Annotated in this window: 14 protein-coding genes; 4 read left to right on the top strand and 10 right to left on the bottom strand. The window is 43.2% G+C overall.

Annotation, left to right across the window (positions count from 1 at the left end):
* The 10 genes from IEY40_RS18470 to IEY40_RS18425 all read right to left on the bottom strand — a co-directional run bounded on the left by IEY40_RS18470 (window position 1) and on the right by IEY40_RS18425 (window position 12,616).
* Complete coding sequence (locus IEY40_RS18470; protein WP_188958831.1) at window positions 1–786, bottom strand: tetratricopeptide repeat protein; 786 nt, start codon at window positions 784–786, stop codon at window positions 1–3.
* Complete coding sequence (locus IEY40_RS18465) at window positions 773–3,817, bottom strand: tetratricopeptide repeat protein (protein ID WP_188958829.1); 3,045 nt, start codon at window positions 3,815–3,817, stop codon at window positions 773–775. Before IEY40_RS18465 ends, IEY40_RS18470 begins: the two co-directional genes overlap by 14 nt.
* On the bottom strand, window positions 3,817–5,961 hold the full coding sequence (locus IEY40_RS18460) for a hypothetical protein (protein WP_188958828.1): 2,145 nt from the start codon (window positions 5,959–5,961) through the stop codon (window positions 3,817–3,819). Before IEY40_RS18460 ends, IEY40_RS18465 begins: the two co-directional genes overlap by 1 nt.
* A 6-nt stretch (window positions 5,962–5,967) precedes the next feature.
* The gene (locus tag IEY40_RS18455; protein ID WP_188958827.1) at window positions 5,968–6,522 is read right to left on the bottom strand and encodes an AraC family transcriptional regulator; all 555 of its coding nucleotides are present in this window, start codon (window positions 6,520–6,522) and stop codon (window positions 5,968–5,970) included.
* Window positions 6,523–6,586: 64 nt separating this feature from the next.
* Entirely contained in the window at window positions 6,587–7,741 is a 1,155-nt protein-coding gene (locus IEY40_RS18450; protein WP_188958826.1) for a DUF3570 domain-containing protein, read from the bottom strand.
* A complete protein-coding gene (locus IEY40_RS18445) occupies window positions 7,728–7,991 on the bottom strand; it encodes a DUF4266 domain-containing protein (RefSeq protein WP_188958824.1) in 264 nt (87 codons plus the stop codon). Before IEY40_RS18445 ends, IEY40_RS18450 begins: the two co-directional genes overlap by 14 nt.
* A gap of 4 nt (window positions 7,992–7,995) precedes the next feature.
* A complete protein-coding gene (locus IEY40_RS18440) occupies window positions 7,996–8,508 on the bottom strand; it encodes a TlpA family protein disulfide reductase (RefSeq protein ID WP_188958822.1) in 513 nt (170 codons plus the stop codon).
* A gap of 51 nt (window positions 8,509–8,559) precedes the next feature.
* Window positions 8,560–9,222: an outer membrane beta-barrel domain-containing protein gene (locus IEY40_RS18435; RefSeq protein WP_229777160.1), complete on the bottom strand. Its 663-nt coding sequence runs from the start codon at window positions 9,220–9,222 to the stop codon at window positions 8,560–8,562.
* The gene (locus IEY40_RS18430; protein WP_188958820.1) at window positions 9,192–9,932 is read right to left on the bottom strand and encodes an outer membrane beta-barrel protein; all 741 of its coding nucleotides are present in this window, start codon (window positions 9,930–9,932) and stop codon (window positions 9,192–9,194) included. The genes IEY40_RS18435 and IEY40_RS18430 overlap by 31 nt, the downstream gene beginning before the upstream one ends.
* Before the next feature lie 53 nt (window positions 9,933–9,985).
* Entirely contained in the window at window positions 9,986–12,616 is a 2,631-nt protein-coding gene (locus IEY40_RS18425; protein ID WP_188958818.1) for an HzsA-related protein, read from the bottom strand.
* Between the two features lie 413 nt (window positions 12,617–13,029).
* On the opposite strand from IEY40_RS18425, the gene IEY40_RS18420 reads away from it, so the two are divergent.
* The 4 genes from IEY40_RS18420 to IEY40_RS18405 all read left to right on the top strand — a co-directional run bounded on the left by IEY40_RS18420 (window position 13,030) and on the right by IEY40_RS18405 (window position 20,266).
* Window positions 13,030–14,295, top strand: a complete 1,266-nt coding sequence (locus IEY40_RS18420) for a hypothetical protein (RefSeq protein ID WP_229777159.1) — start codon at window positions 13,030–13,032, stop codon at window positions 14,293–14,295.
* Window positions 14,296–14,297: 2 nt separating this feature from the next.
* Complete coding sequence (locus tag IEY40_RS18415) at window positions 14,298–16,736, top strand: LamG domain-containing protein (protein ID WP_229777158.1); 2,439 nt, start codon at window positions 14,298–14,300, stop codon at window positions 16,734–16,736.
* Window positions 16,737–16,854: 118 nt separating this feature from the next.
* Window positions 16,855–18,432, top strand: a complete 1,578-nt coding sequence (locus IEY40_RS18410; RefSeq protein ID WP_188958816.1) for a general secretion pathway protein GspF — start codon at window positions 16,855–16,857, stop codon at window positions 18,430–18,432.
* Window positions 18,433–19,756: 1,324 nt separating this feature from the next.
* Complete coding sequence (locus IEY40_RS18405) at window positions 19,757–20,266, top strand: hypothetical protein (protein ID WP_188958814.1); 510 nt, start codon at window positions 19,757–19,759, stop codon at window positions 20,264–20,266.
* Window positions 20,267–20,498: the final 232 nt, after the last annotated feature.

Genomic DNA, 20,498 nt, shown 5'->3' with positions numbered 1-20,498 from the left:
TTAGCCTGCTCCGTTGGTGTTTAAGGTTAACCCTGCTCGTTTAATTTTAATTTCAACGCCAGCAAGCCAACGTTTTGCTTGTTCATCGTCTGGTTGATTAGTTAAATAAGCCAAATAAAACTGTCTTGCTTGTAATAACTTACCGCGATAAAGCTCTAATAAAATCGCCAAATTGAGTTGAGCTTGAGGATACTGCGGCCATAGTGTTAATGCGGTGATATAACCCTGCTCTGCCTGGGCATATTGGCCTTGTTGTCTAGCAAGATTAGCCTTGATTTGGTGCGCGTATGGGTTACTGCTATTAGCTTTAATGGCTTGTGTTAATAAGATATCTGCCTCGGTTAACGCTTGTTGATTAATGGCTATAATTGCTTTATTAACATAAGCACCCGACAACTGCGGTTGAGCTGCGATGACCTTATCAAACAGGCTATTAGCATTTTGCCATTGTTGGTTTTTCATAGCATTAATGGCTTGTTGGTATTGTGCTAACACTGCTGCTGGAACGTTGGCTAAGCGTTGCGGCGCTTGTTCAAGGTACGCATTACGTTTATCTGTGTTACCAGCAATATCACTCAGACTGTTATTTGCGCCTTTGTTATTCAAATTGACCAAGTCAACGATGTCTTTATCCGCCGAATTCAATGACGGTTCAGAGCGAGTTTGAGTCGTCGAATAATTGCTGCTTGGCGCCGTACTGCAACTGGCGAGTAAAGCCACACTTAACAAGGCAAGTAGCACACTTTGCATGAGTGACGAGGTTGATAATGAATTAATGAATCGCATCGATAACCTCGTGTGTTAATTCTGATTTTTGGTACAGGGCAGGTGACATCTCTGCTAGACGCTGAAAGCTTAGGTTTATCCATTGATCAACAATGCCTTCCCATGCCTGCTGAGTATTACTGATGTGGATGTCGATGGCTTTTTCTTCAAATGGGTAAGCCAGTTCTTCAAGTAAAATCTCATATTCTTCTAAAGCTAACTCATCTAAGTCATTTGGGCGCTGGGAACTCATCATGTCACTTGCCAGTTGGCGATACATTTCGGCTAGATTATAAGTGGCGTGTGGTACGTATTTCGCTAATTGTAAGTCGAGCACTTGTTGGTAATAACCAATGGCCTTTTTCATTGTGTCTTGTTTGCTTTTTAAGCTTTTTTGCAGTGGCGCATTGAGCTTAATGGCCGCAAAGCTACGCTGCTCTGCTTCGCCTAACGCAAAGGCGGCCATTGAGGCGAGCTCGACCTGACGGGCTTGAATGGCGTTGGCATCACTTTGTCGTTGCTGGCGATCAAAACTGAGTAGTTGTCTAAACCAGTAATATTGTTTATTAGCTTCACCGCTTTGGCGATAAAACTCACTCATTTTAAAGCGCACTTCCTGAGCCACATCAAACGGTTGCGGGTAGGTCTTGGCATAATTCCTGAATGTGGTGAGTGCGTTGCTACGATCGCCAGCTTTTAAATAATACTCTGCCGCGGTGTATTGTGCTTCGCGTTTCAATGCACCCGGTTGCTCGTTTGCCACAATGACTAATAACTGCTCAGCAGCTAAGTCCCATTGCGCTAATGCTTCGTAAGATTGAGCTAACTTTGCTGGAATAGCCGCACTAAACTCATGGTTTGGATGTTGCTTTTGAAATGGCTTTAATACGTCTACCGCTTCTTGCCAACGCTGTTGTTCTAACAATAAATTCGCGGCGTCGAGTTCGGCGTTCATCGCATATTTTGATTCAGGCACCACTTGCGCGACGCGTAATAATTGACTAACCGCTAATTGTGGCTCGGTTTGTTTAACCGCTTGTGCCTGGAAGTAAATACTCGATGCCAATAAGTTACGCATTTCGCTCCAAGCGGTAGCACCATTGTCTGTGTATTGCAGCGCAAGCACATAAGCGTCTTCTGCCTGTGCATATTGCTCTTGTTGATACAGGCTGTTGGCATAAAGTTGGCTAACAAACTGGACTTGTTTACGAGCGGGATCTGACAGAGGAGTTGCCGTTTGCACTGCGCTAGAGTTCGCAGTCAGTGGTGCTATGCCATGAGCTTGTAAGACAAAATCAGTAAAGTATTTCAACTCGACGAAATCTTTATTCTCAAATGAATATTGCGCGGCATTAATGGCCAATTGTAAGGCGCGTTCATCTTGTGAGTATTGAATGATAAATTGTTTATCTAATTGATTACGCTTAGTCATTAATGGCGTGAGATCACTTGTACTGCTTTGGCTGTTCTTTGTTATTAACTCTCGAATAGTGACTGTAGTTGCGTAAGCTGATTGTTGTTGGATTTGGCTTAAGGTTGTCGATGCCGTCGCTTCAGTTGGGCGATACGCAATAGCGTAATAGCTGTCTAGCGCCGCTTGGTATTGTTGAGCCTCAAAGTTAGCGTCGGCAAAAAGATACTGGTCATGAATAATGTCTTTGCTCAGTAATGGCTTAGCCTCGGGTAATTGGGCCAGTTGTAAATAGGTGTTTAACGCATTGGCTGCTTGGGCAAAAGCGTTAATGCGCTTTTTACCTTGCTGAGTTTGGGCATCGGCATATAAACGGCGACTATGTTCGTCACTAAAGCTCAATAAATGCGGTAATAATTCACCTTTATGGGCGGATGAAGCATTTAGCCAAAACGCACTGTTTAATCCGTATTGATTTATATAATCATTTTTGAGTTTATGCATAGCGGCAAACTTGCCCTGACGCTGGTAAAGGTCAAGCAAGTCCAGTGAAAATCGCGCCGCCCAAATTTGATTTGGAGCAAAATCAATATACGCTTGATAGGTTAATTCGGCGTCGTAGTCGAGCTTTTTATCGAGTAAAAAGGTGGCTAAATTAGCAAATAGTACATGTTGATATAAGCCAATATAAGGCAGTGACTGATTGTCTTTGACCAAAGTGACTAACGACTGAGATTGAAGTTGTTGGCTTAATGAAATGCTCAGTACTCGTTGAGTATCGATAGCTAAGTTTTGCGCGCGACTGCCCAGTTTTTCAAAGGCAAAATTATCAGCGGTTAAGCTGGTTATATCGGGGTTATTTTGTTGGTTGGCAACGAGTGCCTCAAACACTTGTAAAAACGCATTGTCGGCATTGGCAAGGCGATTTAGTTTAAATTCAGACCAGCCAAGCATGTACATGCTGTTGAGCTGATACTTTTGATTATTGCTGGCGTTTAAAACTTGCTTGTAGGCCTGAATGGCCGCCGAATAATTTTGTAAATTGTAGTAAATCTCACCGCGCCTAAAGTTGAGCTCGGCTAAATACTCTGTTTGTGGATATTGACGCAATAACGACTCAACCTGTGCCAGACTGGCGTCTAATTTACCTTGTAAATCTAATGCTTTAGCTAACTGGTATTGGATGTGTTCGTTTTCTGCACGTTGCGGGTAACGCAGTAAAAGCTGTTGATATTGCTCAACTAATTGTTGTAGTGCAGCATCGTTTTGGTTCATTTGAGCTAGAACCATACTGTCGGTTTGCGACGGTTCTGCTAACTCATCACCTAAGTCAGCATAAGACTGGGCTTCAAATGATTCGGTATTGATTTGCGCCAGGCGGTATTCAACATGCGTGCGCACTTCTGGATCGGGTTCTAGTGTCAGCAATTGTTGATAAATATTAGCCAGTGCAACGCTACGCTGCTGTTGGCTCATTTCTACAGCGACGACTTTTTCGCTGCTACCTTTATTGGCTAAATCACTCAAACTACTGCGTTTAGGTTGCTGGGTATAATCGGATTGACCACTGCTAAAGCAACCCGATAACACCATGCCACTGACGATAATTAATGCACTTGATACATAAGATGAAACTGACATTATTGCGCTCCCTGTGAAGTTACACCAGCGGTTGGTGATGAACTTATTGGGGTGTTGTCAGCTTGCGACATTTGCTCTAACACCTTGGCCATTTGATGGCGACTGGTGAGCAATAATTGCTGTAATGTATATTGCTGTTGCTGGGTAAAGATGCTGATCTTACCATGGATTTCACGGCTGGTTTTGAGGCTCAACGCCTCGATATTAAAGGTCATCTTGTTGATGTCGGTTTGTGTTAGCTGTTGGCGCTCGTCAAAGTCAGACAGTAAACGCGGGTTAGTGGATAAATCACTAAAACGACTGGCTTGCAGCTCAAGTTGTTCGAGTTGTTCAGTTAATTCATTAAGACTCTGTTTATGTTGCCAAAGTTGCTGAGGGAATGTGCTTTGTAGCTGCCATTGCAACACGCCTTTTACTTTATCAAGTCGTTGTTGTTCATCATCGACATTACGTTTCAATACCAAATTGTTGAGTGTCGCTTGGCTAGTATCGATACGATTTAACCATTGTTGCTGGCTTGGGTCGGCAAACACTTGCGCGTTTTGCTGTATTTCAGCCTGGGTTATAATCTCAGCTATGCGTTGCTTTTGCGCTGTTAAGCTTTGGATCATGTCGCGATAAGCCAGTTGTTTTTGTTGTTCAATCACCTTGGCTTGACGCTGGCGGTTTAGCGTTAATGTGTCTTTAAGCCATTGGCTGTTAGCTTGCTGGGTTTTGACATTGTCGCTAAGTAACTCAAGGCTTAGCAGAGTTTGATAATCGGTTGCCAGTAAGGGATCGTTTAACGCTTTTTTTAGCCAGGGGACGTCGGTGTCAAAACGCTGGGTTAAGATGAGTGCTAGCACATCAGATTTTGGTGTTAATAAAGGATTTTGCTCATCATCTTTGTGACTGGCAAAATCCATAATGTTTTTGGTGTCGTTGAAGATCTCGCCGAATTGTTTAATCTCAGTAATTTTTTGCAAATACAGCTGTTCAGCTTGCTGATACAAGGTTAATCCCTGTGCCAAGGATTGTTGTTCGCTCACTTGCTTGGCGTTGAGCAACGCGGCTTGCCAGGCTAAATTTGAATAGGGGTATTGTTGTTGTAATAATGCCAATAATTTAAATGACATATCATATTGCTGTTGCTGCTGGGCCGAATAAGCAAATAAAAACAATGCCGATTCGGCATAGGGACTATGCTGCGGAAAGTCACTTAATTCGTTATAGGCTAAATCATATTGCTGATTGGCAACATAAAGTTGCGCCAGAAGTAATTTGGCGTAGTCGTTAATCGCTCGTTGTTGCAACAGAGCATCTTGCACTTCAGGTTTGAGCTCGTCGTTGGCGTCAAAAATATCTGGCTGTGCAAATGGGTTAAACAGTTTTTGCCAAAAGTTAACCTCAGGAGCTTGCCATTGCTGGTTTTTAAGCTCAGTCAATATGGGTTGAGCTGCGTTGTATTGTTGCTGCTCCATGTGCAATAAAGCCTGGTTTAAGGCAATGTATGCCGCAGATGAGTTATTGGGTAAAGAGTCATCTTCTGTGCTGGCTTTTTGTTGTACCTGGGCTGTTAATGGTGGTGTTTCGGGCCAATAAGCCAATTGGCTTAATACATGATATTGCTCAATATAGTCAGGCAGTACTGTGGTTATTCTGCTTAAGGTCAGCTTAGCGGTTTCAATGTCGCCTTGGTCAATTTGTTGTTCGGTTAATTGCAATAAAGCAATCAGCAGTAATTCTCGAGGTGAGGTGGCTGCTTTTGCTTGGCTACTATGTTGCGTTGCATTTGCTTGGTGCTGTTCAAAACGAGTTAGGGTTTGTGTTGCTTGGTCGTGTAATCCAATCGCAACCTGAAGGCCTGCCTCAAACAGTTGGCTGCGATCAGAATCAATGCCGTTACGTTGACGATTTAAACTAACTTGCCTAAGTGCAGATCCATAATCACCAGTGAAATAAAAGTACAAGGCTTGGCGATAAAATTTATCTTCTAAGTCAGTTTTTGCTGCAGTGGTAGCCTCAATAGGTTCTACTGCATGGGCAGCAGGCAGGGCAAACAAAGTGAACGCGCAAGTTAATAGTGCTGCACTACTCAAAGATTGCAAAAGTTGGCTAAAGCTCTGAGCTCGTTGAGCATTAACTGATTGTATGATGAGGGCCATTATTATTTACAACGCCCACTGTTCGACTTTGATATCAGCGCGATAGCTTGATTCACTGTCTTCGACTTTAAGTTCAATCATCACCGTTTCATCGGTTTTATCAAAGTTATGGGTAATGGCGCGCTGTACTGTGCGACCTTCAGCATCGTTACCGGTAAAAATAGCGGTTAGCAAGTGTGGGCCCATTTTTATGTTCCCCAAATAAATGCGCTGAATGCCGCCTTGTTCTAATGCTTTACGTTGGCGCTCGGTATATAAAAAACCGCTGACATTATTGTCGTCAATTTTAAGCTCAACACTGTCGAGTTTAAGAAAACGCCCCACATCGACGGACACAAAAACCGCAATTTGAGTGCTGGCTGGAAACAGTAAATCTTCTTCTAAAATAAACAAATCGCGATTGAGCTTTAATACCTGACTTTTAATGTCTTCAAGCTCAGATGCTAGTGCGCCTTTATTGTTATCTTCGGCATGTGTCGGTATGACCAATGAGCCTAGAAGCACTGCAGTTACAGCAAATAAACGAGTTAAAGAAGTACATGATTTACGCACTGTTGTCATATTATTAAGGCCTTGGCAATTTCGTTGTAGGGTCATTTTTTATCGAAAACATTAAATACAGACATTAAAAGTACACGCTAACAAAGGCGCGGATCACGTTGGCAGAAAAACCATAAAAAGGCTCGTTACCGATTCCGCCATCTGCGGTAGGATCCCTGAAATTATTGTATTGAAAGTCGATATAATCCCATTGCAATGACGCCTCTGAGCGCGTATCGCCAAATGATACCGATGCTGGCAGCTGATATGTAATCCCAAGCCCGTAGGTGATGTCGCTAAAGTCACTCAGCTCTTTGTCGCGTGCCATATAATTTTGCGCATCACGATAAGGGAATAAATCGCTGTAAAATTCAGCTTGCGTTTGTTGGTAGTAACGCACTTTAAGCTCTAGCTCAATGCTGTCACCAATAGGATGGCGATAACCGACTTCAACATCGCTGGCAGTGATTTCCCAACTGTCGTTAAAGTGACGGTAATGAAAAAACAGTGCAGCACGATAAGGTAAAAAGTAGCTTGCCGATAATTTTGCCGCAAACGAATTGCGGGTTTCTGGATAGACTTCGGCTTGATATCCCACGCCAGATGGAATACTACTGTCGAGATAACGTACGGTACGGTACGGGTTATTTAAGTATCCACTGTCGGCAATGGCTTCAACGTTGAAGCTGGCTGTAAGGTTACGGGTTAAGATTTGATTAATGCCTGCACGAATACGATATTGTTCGCTTTGTTCTTCAAAGATGTCGTCGCCATTACGCTTAATTTCGTTGTCGCCATAAGACAATCCCAAATTCAGATTGGTTAAATCGCCAAAGGTGTCTTGTGACACATTGATACTAAAAGATTGGGCGAGATAATCGTCTTCGTTACTTTGACGTAAATTGAGCGACATTAAGGTTTTGTCATACAAGTACTCAACTCCAACTTGGCCTTCGTGGCGTTTTTCGGTGTAAGGACTAGCTGTGCTGACGACATCAACTGAGGCTGATGAAATACTATCCATATAATAGTAGGCGGTAATCGCGACCGACTCAGACGCCTTTTTCCGCAACATGACTGACGGACCATCAATGGTCATGCCGCCACCTTCGTAACTGTGATACAGCATATCTGCGCGGTCTGGGTCGAGCACTGCAGCTTGAGCAGTTAAGGAACTGATACCAATACTTAACGCCGCCAACAGCTTAATGCTGTTGTTAAGCCAATTAGTTACAACCACAACCACCTCCTCCGGTGCCTTCAGCGCCACGAGAAGATTCTCGGCCTTCCAGTACGTGCGCAATATGCATACTGGCACTTGGGTGACGATTCATGCGCATAATTGGGTCGGCTAAATTTTGACGCTCGTAGGGTTTAACCCAAGGCTCAATGCCCATGCTCGAACAACCGCTCAGGCCAATAATGCTAAGTAGGGCGATACCTTTAAGCGTTAATGCGATAGTGCGAGGTGATAAGGTGAATGTCTTCATCGATTTACTCTCTTATCAGCTGTTTAATGGCCGCTGCGTATTTTTTATCATAACCGTCTTGATAACCTTGAAACACAAAACGCACCTTGCCATCGCGATCAATAATCACTGTGGTAGGCATGGCTTCAACTTGGTAGGTTTTAGACAAAGAATTAGTTTGGTCAAAAAAGATTGAGAAGCTTAAATCAAGATCGGCAAGAAAATCTTTACCGGCTTGGTTTTCTTGCTCAACGTTAACGCCCCAAACTTGCACACCTAAGTCTTGGTATTTATCTTGTAGTTTTTGCAGCACCGGCATTTCTTTACGGCACGGACCGCACCAGGATGCCCAAAAGTTGATTAAGATAATCTCACCACGTTGTTCAGCTAAGTTAAGGTTAGTCCCTTGCTGATTTTTTAAGGTGAAGTCGGGGGCCACGTCACCAATAGTGAGCGCGTGCGCCTGCATCGATAACATCGACATTAACAATGCACCTAAGGCAATAAGACATTTACCGCTAAATCGACTGAACAACATTGAATTTCCTTTTGGGTTTTCTTTTGAGTACTGATTTGACCTCAGTAACACTTAAAAATAAAACGACACACCGGTGGCAAAGTTAAGGTTATGGGTGGTTTTAGATTCACCGGTAACCTCTGTATTAAACAGGTAGTCACTCATGCTTAAATCCCATGCTATCCAGTCTGTTAAAAACACTCGGTAGTTGGCCGTTAAGTTAACGGTAAATTGTTCGTCACCGGCAAATTCTGTGTTACCGCCGCCTAACTCAACGGAAAACACGCTATTGAACACAGTGTCTTTACTGAAAAAGATTTCACCAGGTAACAAGTTATAGCCAATGTTTAGGCCGTAATAAGTTACTTCACGCTCGTCGTCGGTTAACAGTGGCGCGGCATTGGCCAGTTTTTCAAAACTGGTTTCACCGGCTTTAGCTTGGGCGTAACGCGCTTTAACATAAAAATGCTCGCTGATGTGATAACCCACATGTGCGCTCACCCAAGGGCTTGATTCAAAGTCTTCAATCGACAGAATGCCGCCTTGAATACCCACTTCAAAGTTCTCAGTGTCGAGCAGGTCGTCAAGCACATCGCGGCGCTCAACATCGGCTTTAACCGTGTTTTGGGTGTCGTCTGCTGCCAAAGCAACGGCGCTTGGGGTTAATGCGCTCAACGCTAAAGTGCTAGCGGTGAATAACGGCATTAAAAAAATACGATGAATCCTATTTTCCATGTTTGGATCTCTTCATTTTCATCTCGGTCGGTTAAGGCTAACGAGAGTTTGTATTCGGCGCGTAATATAAAATTACGGGCAAGGTGATATTTTACACCAGCAGCGGCGCTCATTAGCGTGCTGCGGCGTGATTCGGTGTCGGCTAAAACACTATGTGGCTCAGTATTAATGACCCCAGCGCCAACGCCGATATATGGCACAACAAGTAAATCCGGTATTGGGTGGCTTAATAACATCACTTCAAATACATCACTGTCTGAAATGCTGCCCAGGGCTTTACCCGCTGATAACTCAGCGCTAAAAACGGGGGTAAAGGCATAACCGGCAAACAAGTTATAAAAGTTTGCACCCTCTAAATCGCCATACATTACACCAGCTTCGAATTGACGATTTATCACATCTTGTTCCGTTATTTGCGTAGCGTCGATAGCTTGACCGTTTTGCGACAAGCCTAATAAATCATCTTCATGAAACCAGCCTTCAACACCGCGCTTGTCTTTTACTTTTAACCAAGACGTGCGTTTAAGCAACACGCTGACCATTTCGTTTTTTTCAATCACGGATACCACAGGATATCCCGCGCTAGGACCGGATCTGAGTTCAACAAAAGCTACGTCTATACGTAAACTTGGGTTGTCGTTAGCCTGTAATAGTGGGCTTAAGCACAAAAGTACCAATAGTAGGCAAGTGTTGCGTATGTAAGTCAGCATAATTCCTTATCGCAAAGTCTATTGTGCCACCAGCGAGAGGGCACTGTACTTTGTTAGTCCTGTGAGTAAAAAGGCGTATTGTAATATTGAGCGCCAATGTCTAGCCATTCGTTTAGCAATTTGAGTTCATCTGCCGATAACATATTCTGGTGAGTGGTATTGTTCATCACTTCAAAAAATGTGCTGCTTGAGCGAGCACCATTGGTCGACAAAACAGCAGGCACATTAACAGTGGTAAGAACTGGAATAGGGTTTCCGTCAGCGTCGAGGATCAGCTCACCATTGCTGTCAACTTGATATACCACATTGCCATCGGCATCGAGCACTTCAACCAATTTGTCGATTAAAATGCCGTCAACTTCTTCTTGCTCCACATCGTTAAATAACAGTTCGCGGTAAGAGGTTAAATGGGCAGGCTCGTCGCTAGACGCTGAACTGACTAAGGACAATTGCCCTGCAGGTACTTGTGCGACGCCGTCTGCATCGACAATATTGTGGCAACTGGTGCAGGTGTTGTTGGCAATAATGATTTGAGTTGCTGTATCGACAACTGGCCTTGCAAGGTCCCACAGCGGCTGAATGTGCTCAACATAATTGATTTGTATCCGGCAGTAAGCTGTCCAGTTAGCAAAACATGCGCTGCCATTTGGCGCAGGTGTAGCTAAATTGCTATAAGTGTAATCAATACTTGGATTAACTGCTGACAATACAGGGTTGGTCCAAATATCAAGATAGGAAAGGCCAGCACTTAATTCGGCAAGACCATTGACCATTTCGTCTGCTTCGGCCATGGTTTGTCCTTGCTCAGGAATAATATTATTGCTGGCATTCGGGTATGCAGATCCGCCTATTGCACCTGAGTTAATACTGGCAGCCTGTGCGTCTAATCGTCCATGTGGTAATTGGCTGTTGGCGGTGTGGCAACCGGTGCACTCTAATGTTTCACCTGGTGTTAGGGTGATCCATTGACGATGACGGCCGCCAATACGTTGGCCATTAGCATCTAATACGCTGATGGCTAATGGCACGTTGGCTGGCACTTTAATTTTAACTGAACCATCTGGTTGAATAGGGCTATAACCGATTATTTCGCGCATGAGCTGGTTATTACTTCGACCAAAATCAGTGTTTGGAATATCACGCACCTCGTCGGGCGGCATTGGCACACCACGGACAACGCGTAAGAAACGCGCAGGTAAGTTAGCGGCAGGCGTTTGTGATGGGTCACTTAAACGACTTATACCGCCAACATTGGCTGTGCTGTCAATGCCGTCAAAATCGTACACACTGCGAATGTGGATTGAGCCTGCTAATTCTTGGCTGAGCTGAGAGTCGAGCTCATTACCAACCACTTTATCGGCAATAAAACTTTTAGGCTGAGTACTAGGTTGCATTACAACTGATTCCGTTAACACAGTACCTTGGGCCGTTGTCGCGACCAATTGCTGGGTATTATTGGCATTGTTAAGTAACCAAAGCTCGTATAAAGGCTCAGCTTGAATGAGGTTTTCATCGGCCAGTTGTTCGGTGCTTAATTGCCCACAAGCACGGATAACCTCATTGATGACAACCCGGCATAAATCCCAGCTCATTAAGTAACGTTGGCTGTTGTCGGGAAGCGGGAATAAGTGATTCAATCTGCCAGTTTGGGATAACGCTGTTGAGAACGAAAATTGAAAGTCAGACAATACGGCATCAGTCACCGCAGTGCCCTGAGCACCTGATGTCGCAGTGGCTTGCTCTGCATCAATATAGTCATCGATATTAATGACCACAGGACGCTTTTGAATTACGCTGTTATCTTGTGAGGTTAACAGCATCAAAATGTCGCCGTTAGGTAATTGTTGTGGCTTTACAAAATCAATTGATTCCGTTTGCCCATCTAAACTGAGTTGATGTGAATGCCAACCAAAAACTAATTCGTTATCAGTACCGTCAGGGTTCATGCGGTATAAATTGACCCCATGGTCTGCTCCCATTCTGTCCCAACGGCTATAGAGTATTTTACCGCTTTGCAACACTAGCGGATAAAAGTCGTGGCTTAAATTAAATGTAAGCTGTTTGATGCTGCTACCGTCTGGATCCATAACATGAATGTTGAAGGTCTCATTAGCGCGGCTTTCATCTAACGCTGTGTATTGCGGTTTGCCTTCGTCGAGTAAAATCGCTCGCGATAGACGTTGGCGAGTCGAAGCAAAAATAATTCTGCCGTCTGGCAAAAAGCTTGGCATTAAGTCATCACCTTGCTCTGCGGTAACATCGCTACTTATCACACGTTCTAGCGTTTCATCGGCAGCGCTATAACGCCAAATATTCCATTTTGGTTGCTCATCATCGTCAGCATCGTCAATTTCAGGTGCGCGAATAGCCATCAGTAATTGTTGCCCGTCATCTGAAACAGAAATATCGCGGATATCAATAAACTGATCTTCACCAAATAAGTTGGCCGTTAAGTTAGTGGCAGGAGAGTCGGCAAACGCATTACGTTTAATCAGTAACTGAGCGCCTGGATTAAAATGAGCTGGATTGAAAGTGTCAAATTCTGCTGGGGATTGCTCTATTGCGGCTAAATCGCGCTCGATATAAGCCACCGGGTATTCAACAAGAACTGGATCAGGCTGTTCATCTTTAATTGCAGTTTCAGTATTACATCCCAATAACAATGTAATAACTGTAAACATCATTATGTTATAGCCTGAGGTCGGCCTCATTTGTTTTCCTTAACCATAATTATTATTGTAAGAGTTTTATCCAACCCCGATTAGACTTGACATTATTGCCTTGTAGGCTCAGTGTTTCAAGGCTTTTTGTGAAATAGTTTTAATACTTTTTTTTGACGGTTTAAGGCACTTTTTTGGCGCCAAGTTATTGGCTGAGAGTGTCAAAAAAATTAACAAAATAAAAACTTTTAATGTGGCCCGTTGAATGATTTAATCAGCACCATTCGTCAGCACTGTTGCATAAAAAATACGCAAGCCAAATGAAGGTAACAACATTGGCTTATAAAGAGACAATTAAAGTTGATAAAACAAATAAGCAGTACGGCACAGCAAACTAAGTTTACTGCAAGGCAGTCAAGTGTGAACAAGGAGACAGTATGAAGGATCGGCTTCGTACGATAACAAGCCTTAGCTTATTATCTAATTTTAGACAAATCATGCAACTTAAGCATATCGTTAATACGTTTATTGGCGTACTGAGTTTGCTGTCAGTGAATGCGACCGCGGGTAGTTTAGAGCAAGCTAAACAATTACATGACCGTATTGCCGGTGTCGCTGCCTCTGAAGCGACGTTACTGAGTATGGCTGCATTACTCGATGACGGTAAGCCAATTGAAGCGGCTTATCTGGCGATGGAAACCCCTGCGTTTTACTCCACTACACTGAAACTATTTGCTACGCCGTGGACTAATATTGAACAAGATATTTTTGCGCCATTAAATGATTATTCTGCCACTGTGATTGGTGCTGTAAGAGATGATGTTGATTTTAGAGAGATTTTACAGGCTGATATGGTGTATGTCGGTAAAAACAGTTTAAATTTACCCGCTTACAACCTTAATGATAATAACCATTATCAAGCATTAGAAGACCAATTTATTGATTTAAAAGATGGCCTTGAACGTACAACACAATCAAGCTTAAACGGCTTACCTTCGTCAGCCACCGCTGGGGTGCTCACCAGCCGCGCCGCTGCCAAAGAGTTTTTTTATTTAGGCACTAACCGCGCGATGTTCCGCTTTACCTTAATGAACCATTTATGTACCGATTTAGAACCGCTTAAAGACAACACCCGATCAACCGATCGTATTCGCCAAGATGTGAGCCGCAGTCCTGGTGGCGACAGCCGTTTATTTATTAATAACTGCTCAAGTTGTCACAGTGGTATGGATCCATTAGCTCAAGCATTTGCTTATTATGAGTATGAATTTAATCTCGACCAGGATCCAACCGGTGAAAACGGCGCAATTGCTTATAATACCAGCGGTCAAACCGATCCCGACACAGGGACTCGCGTTCAAGGCAAATACCATATTAATTCGACCAGTTTTCCTTATGGGTTTGTGACGCCAAATGATGATTGGCAAAATTATTGGCGCGAAGGGCCTAATCAAAAACTAGGTTGGGATAGCAGTTTATCTGGGCAGGGCAGTGGCGCTAAGTCGTTAGGGCAAGAGCTGGCTAACAGCAATGCTTTTGCACAATGTCAGGTGAAAAAAGTCTTTAAATCAGTGTGTTTGCGCGATGCAGAAAGCCAAGCCGATATTGCACAAATTAGTGCGACAACAGCCTCTTTTAAGCAGAATTCTTACCAACTTAAGCGAGTGTTCGCTGAAGTTGGCAACTATTGTATGGGAGAATAGGCATGAAATATTTAATGATTAAACGCCTTGTTATTGTCTCATTACTGTTTGGCTTAAGTGCCTGTGGCGGTGGCGATGTAGAAAAAAATCCGCCCGCTCAACAAACGCCTACCTCTGACGTATACACTGGTCCTGCGGCGGCAACTGCTGATATTCAAAAATACAAGGCGTCGTTGTGGGACAATATTTCGACTCAAGATAAATGCGGTGCCTGTCATACCGAAGGTAATCAAGCCCCTTATTTTGCCAGCCGTAATGATGTTAACGATGCTTATGCTGCCACTAATCCTTTGGTTGATTTAACTGACCCTAAAGCTTCGCGTTTAGTCAGTAAAGTTGCCGGAGGCCATAACTGTTGGCTGGCAAGTGACTCCGCTTGTGGCGAAACCATGACACAGTGGATTAAGTTATGGGCTGATGAACGTGTCAGCACAGCTAATACGATTGAGCTGACTGCTCCGGTCATTCGAGATCCAGGGGCAAGCAAAAACTTCCCCGACGACAGCAGTTTATTTAGTCAGCACGTTTATCCTATAGTGAATCAATATTGTGTCTCTTGCCATAATGAAGGCGTGCAAGCGGCGCAGTCGCCCTTTTTTGCCAGTAACGATATAGAACAAGCTTACGAAGCCGCAAAAGGGGTGATTAATTTAGATGACCCAGCACAATCAAGATTGGTTGTGCGTTTAGGTTCTGAGTTTCATAACTGTTGGAGCAACTGCTTAGACGACAGCATCGAAATGCGCGATGCGATTATGGCGTTAAGTGACGGCATTGAACTCGATGAAATCTCACCTGATATGGTGGTGTCTAAATCGTTACGGTTAACCGACGGTATTACTGCATCAAGTGGTGGCCGTTTTGAAACTGACGTGATTGCACTTTATCAATTTAAAACTGGTGAGGGCACAATAGCTTACGATACATCTGGTATTTCACCTGCGGCAAACTTAACCTTAACGGGTGATGTTGATTGGCTAGGCAGTTGGGGGTTGTCATTTATTGATGGTAAAGCGCAAGCTAGTACCGCCAATAGCAAAAAGTTACACGATTTAATTACCGCTACAGGTGAGTTCTCGGTTGAAGCCTGGGTAACACCAAACAATGTCACCCAAGAAGGTCCTGCCCGTATTGTGACTTATTCTGCAGGCGACGACACACGTAACTTTACTCTTGGGCAAACACTATATAATTATGACTTTATGTTGCGTACAGAATCATCCAATAATAACGGTGAGCCTGCATTAAGTACGCCCGACGCTGATGAAGTGCTGCAAGCCACATTACAACACGTTGTCATGACCTATAACGCAACGAGTGGTCGCAGTATTTATGTGAACGGTCAGCTGATTGATGTCGTTGATGAAGATATTGCCCCGCTGGCAAATTGGGATGACAGTTTTGCGTTAATTTTAGGTCGCGAAGCCTCGAATCAACATGTATGGCAGGGCGATATCCGTTTATTGGCTATTTACAATCGCGTGTTAGCCCCTGAGCAAGTGCAACAAAACTATGAAGTTGGGGTTGGAGAAAAGTTCTTTTTGTTATTCTCAATAAGTCATCTCATCGATTTACCCAATACCTATGTGATGTTTGAGGTCAGTCAATTTGATAATTACAGTTATTTATTCAGTAATGCTGCAATCGTTAATATTGATGGCACACCTGTGAGCGACAGCTTTGAAGTAAAAGGCTTACGCATCGGTATTAACGGTAAAGAGAGTGCTCAAGGTCAGTCGTACGTTAATCTAGATTTGTCGGTATCGTCAGGCCAGGGCATTGCTGAACCGTTTTCTATCTCTGCACTTGGTACGATTATAGCTCTTGAAAAAGGTGCAAATCAGGATGAGTTTTTCTTATCATTTGAGCAATTAGGCGAGCACACTAATGTGGTGCTACCTGGAATATTTGTTACCCCAACAGAGGTTCCTGCCACGACTGAATCAGCTCAAGTGGGTGTGCGTAATTTCGCTGAAATTAATCACAGTATGAGCGTACTAACAGGCGTTGCTCAACAAACAACCAAGGTGTTTGACACTTATGAGTTGGTAAAACGTCAATTACCCAGCCTTGAAAACATTGAGACCTTTATTTCAGCGCAACAAATGGGTATTACCCAGTTAGCGATCGCTTACTGCGACTCGGCAATTGAAGATAACACCATACGCAGTAATTGGTTTCCTGATGTTGATTTTACTGAAGTGCCGAGTGTGGCATTAAGTGTTACAAACAGGGACAACCTACTCAATCCATTAATTAATCAATTAATGCCGTTATCCTTGAGTAATCAGCCTAATAAAAGTGATGTTTATGCAGAGCTAGATAGCTTGATTACGGGATTATCCGTTTGTAGTGGTTCATGTACTGCGGAGAGAACTCGAACGATAGCTAAATCAACATGTGCAGCTGTACTTGCCAGCGCTGTAATGCTAGTGCAATAGGGGCGGCAAATGACAAATATATTAATGACAGCTCAGTTTACCTTTGTTCAACGGATACACTCACCGTTGAACACCACCGCATATGTTGTCGTAAAACAGCGACAAAAAGGATCCAACAATGACTAAACCAAAGCATCTTCATCCAGACAGTCCATTGTTGTTTGCCGACCACCGTAAACCCATGACTCGTCGAGAGTTTATTTCAACGGGCTTATATAAGGGTGGTGCCGCAGTGGCGGGGTTGTCAATGTTCAGCATGTTTGCTAATCCTAACAATGCTCATGCTGCTTTGTCGGCAGATCTTGAAGCCTTAAGAGGCTCTTGTGGCATAAGCGTGCAAGGTGCGGGTAAAATTCCATTTATTAGTTTTGATTTAGCGGGTGGAGCCAATATTGCGGGTTCTAACGTATTAGTTGGTGGTGCGGGTGGTCAGCAAGATTTTCTATCTACAGCTGGTTATAACAAACTGGGCTTACCCGGTGATATGGCGCCATCTATTGCCAACCCAAATGCAGGCATGTCTGATTTTATTAATACAGACTTAGGCTTAGCGTTTCATTCTGACTCGGCATTTTTACGCGGGATTTTAGAGAAAGTGTCCGCTGATACTGCATCGCGTATCAACGGTGCTGTGATCCCTAATCGCTCAGACAACGATACCGGCAACAATCCACACAACCCAATGTATGCCATTGCGGCAGCGGGCGCGAATGGCTCGTTAATGCCTTTGGTGGGATCGCGTAATTCTGATTCGGGCGGTAATTCAATGGCGCCCACAAGCTTTATCGATTTAAGTAAGCGGCCAACTAAAATTGACCGCCCGTCAGACGTTACAGGCTTGGTGGATGTGGGGGACTTATTCAGTTTATTGTCGCAACGTGACGCTGTGGCGGTAATGGAAAGCATTCAACGCATTAGCGCGCAAAAAATGGCGGCGGTGAATACCCAGGTGACCCGCGGTGATGTGATTAAAGATTTAGTCAATTGCGGCTATGTGAAAAGTGCTGATTTAGCAGACCGCTTTGGCGACCCATCAACGTTAAATCCGTTGCTTGACCCTGATATCGTTGGCCCTGGTGGCATATTTGGTATTAACGAGTTTGATTCGGAATCAGAGTTTCAAAAAACCGCGTCGATTATGAAGCTAGTAGTGAACGGCTTTTCTGGTGCAGGAACGGTCACCATGGGCGGGTTTGACTATCACACTGGCGAGCGCGCCACAGGTGAGTTACGCGACTTACGTGCAGGGCGCTGTATGGGCGCATGTTTAGAGTATGCTTCACGTCGCAATATGCCACTAATGTTGTATGTATTCAGTGATGGCTCTGTTTCAAGTAATGGCCGTATTGATGATTCAATGGAAGGGCGTGGTAAAGGCGAATGGACTGGCGACAACTCCTCAACAGGCGCGTCATTCTTTTTGGTTTATAATCCGTCTGGCAAGCCACAGTTAATGGGTGGTACGTCGACTCAAATGGCCCAAAAACAACAAATTGGCTTTATGCGCAGTGATGCATCTGTTGATACCGCCTCAGCTCCATCTGCCAATAACGTGAATTTGTTAGTGGAAACGGTATTGCTTAACTATATGGCATTACACGGCGAACAAGGCCAATTTACCTCTGTTGCACCAGGGCAAGGATTAGGCAATGCCACTATGCTTGATTCGTTAACCGCGTTTCAACCGATAGTGTAGCTTGGTTATGTGTAAGAAAATCAAAAGACAAAGGGATTGTTGATATTGATCTAGCATGGATGCGGCTGAATCACCTCAAATGCAAACACTTCTGTGACACGCTGCAAGTACATCCTTGTAAGCTCGGCCATGACGTCCATGTCATGGACGGTCACAGCCGCGCTTGCACTCGAGATTCGATTTCTTCGTTGCTGGCTGTGTATTGGCACAGATGCGTCGCGTGGCAGAATCACCTCGAGTTCAAACTCTTCTGTGACACGCAGCTTGTACATCCTTGTAAGCTCGGCTATCTGTGCGTTTATCTTAAAGTTTGAGCATTTCTGTACCAAGGTGCATTTCAATGGGAGATAAACTCGGGCAAGGAGGAAACCCTTAACCCCAAAAGCCACATGCTTCGCATGTGAAAAAATCAAAAGAATTAAAGAAAAATCAGCATGCACACTTTTATGTGGCGTGTACTGATTTTATGTACAGGTATAATGGTTTTTCATCGATTTACGCTAAATAATGATTAAAAATCGTTCTTTAGTTGTATCGTTTTAAAAATATAGAAATCGTAATTATCTGATATTGTTATCTTTAATTTTTTGTAAAGTGAAAGCAAATTCTACTTTACGTGCAAGCACGGTTTGTTTTTGCCTGTTAGACATAATTAATTGCTTTACTTCAATAATATAGCAAATGTAGGATGATATTAATCAATAACTTAAGCGGCCGACTTTAAATTTATTTGGCCGTTCAATAAGCTGTTAGGTTTCAGGGACGAATGCGGAATTACTCTCTAATAATTGCACTTATAATCACGTTTGGCTTAATCGCAGTATTATCCCTTCAAGGTTTTTGGGTATATAGCTATTATGCAAATCCCGAACATTCTCTCAGACATGAAGCTTTAATTTTAGTGGCTTACTTTTCATTTTATTCTTTACCTTTTTCTATTTTAGGTGCTTATCTTGGAAAGCAATTAATTGCAACGTATTCAAAAATCGGTAAAGTAATATTCACTGTAAGTTGTTGTCAAATAGTTATATTTATCTGGGCTGTCACTTACTAAAACCTAACAAGAAAATAAAGCGGGACTGCTAACAGTTTGCTCGGTTCCGCTCCGCTTCACATTTTAGCAAACTATTAATCAGCCCCTTATTTGGGCGTTGAGGCTGTAGAATTTCTATTTTTATTGAAAAATAGCCATTTTTTAGGGTTCCAAATGCATTACCTAGTGTCTTAAAAGCGCTTAGGATTGATTTGAGGAGCTCTTTTTTTCATTGAATTTGACTGTTAGAGTTATTCTACAGTCTCGTTATGTGTTTTATAAGGTGTCATCTTGAAATTTAGAATTATATTAATATCACTATTGGTAACAGGCTGTGCAGGTTTACCAGATTATGTAGAACCAAAAACTAATGAGCCTTCTGCTGACTTTAAGGTTAAACATGACTTTGACGCTCCTTTTCTAGGCTATTCCACATTTGTTAATGTTCATACAGAAGAGGAAACTTGCGGTAAATCGTTTGGCTCTAAAAGTGGTGCAAAATTAATAGTACTAGATGATGGCAACCCTTTAATTTCTGAACTAAACTCTGACGGTGTAAAGCTAGCAACAGATAAGAAATATAGCTTCATGATTATGTCAGTTGCAGGTATGAGTAACTGTAGTATTTACACTTCTTTTAAACCTCAAGCTAACGAAAAATATGAGATGAATGTTACTGGTAAGTTAGGCTCACATTCCACACACTGTAAAGCTGAGCTATACAACGTTGATGAAACAACTAACAAAAGAACTCCTGTTAATTTTCAATATTACGGGCAATGTCGAGAGCCTGAGAAATAAACACATAACAAGCGCATAAACTCGCTCACAGGCTCGCTGGGACAGTAATACATGGGCACTGTCGCTTCGCTTTAAGTTTTGCCCATGCATTACTGCCCGTTATGCGGGCGTTGAGGCTGTAGAATTTCTATTTTTATTGAAAAATAGCCATTTTTTAGGGTTCCAAATGCATTACCTAGTGTCTTAAAAGCGCTTAGGATTGATTTGAGGAGCTCTTTTTTTCATTGAATTT

The sequence above is a fragment of the Shewanella ulleungensis genome, from assembly GCF_014648315.1.
Lineage (GTDB): Bacteria > Pseudomonadota > Gammaproteobacteria > Enterobacterales > Shewanellaceae > Shewanella > Shewanella ulleungensis.
The sequence above is the reverse complement of the archived record's forward strand: the minus strand, read 5'-3'. Positions and strand labels throughout refer to the sequence as shown.

Bases quoted from the DNA above. Each gene is read 5' to 3' on its own strand.
- IEY40_RS18425 (WP_188958818.1), bottom strand. From the start codon at position 12,616: ATGATGTTTACAGTTATTACATTGTTATTGGGATGTAATACTGAAACT.
- IEY40_RS18410 (WP_188958816.1), top strand. From the start codon at position 16,855: ATGACTAAACCAAAGCATCTTCATCCAGACAGTCCATTGTTGTTTGCC.
- IEY40_RS18440 (WP_188958822.1), bottom strand. From the start codon at position 8,508: ATGTTGTTCAGTCGATTTAGCGGTAAATGTCTTATTGCCTTAGGTGCA.
- IEY40_RS18435 (WP_229777160.1), bottom strand. From the start codon at position 9,222: ATGGAAAATAGGATTCATCGTATTTTTTTAATGCCGTTATTCACCGCT.
- IEY40_RS18415 (WP_229777158.1), top strand. From the start codon at position 14,298: ATGAAATATTTAATGATTAAACGCCTTGTTATTGTCTCATTACTGTTT.
- IEY40_RS18445 (WP_188958824.1), bottom strand. From the start codon at position 7,991: ATGAAGACATTCACCTTATCACCTCGCACTATCGCATTAACGCTTAAA.
- IEY40_RS18460 (WP_188958828.1), bottom strand. From the start codon at position 5,961: ATGGCCCTCATCATACAATCAGTTAATGCTCAACGAGCTCAGAGCTTT.
- IEY40_RS18465 (WP_188958829.1), bottom strand. From the start codon at position 3,817: ATGTCAGTTTCATCTTATGTATCAAGTGCATTAATTATCGTCAGTGGC.
- IEY40_RS18420 (WP_229777159.1), top strand. From the start codon at position 13,030: ATGAAGGATCGGCTTCGTACGATAACAAGCCTTAGCTTATTATCTAAT.
- IEY40_RS18430 (WP_188958820.1), bottom strand. From the start codon at position 9,932: ATGCTGACTTACATACGCAACACTTGCCTACTATTGGTACTTTTGTGC.
- IEY40_RS18455 (WP_188958827.1), bottom strand. From the start codon at position 6,522: ATGACAACAGTGCGTAAATCATGTACTTCTTTAACTCGTTTATTTGCT.
- IEY40_RS18470 (WP_188958831.1), bottom strand. From the start codon at position 786: ATGCGATTCATTAATTCATTATCAACCTCGTCACTCATGCAAAGTGTG.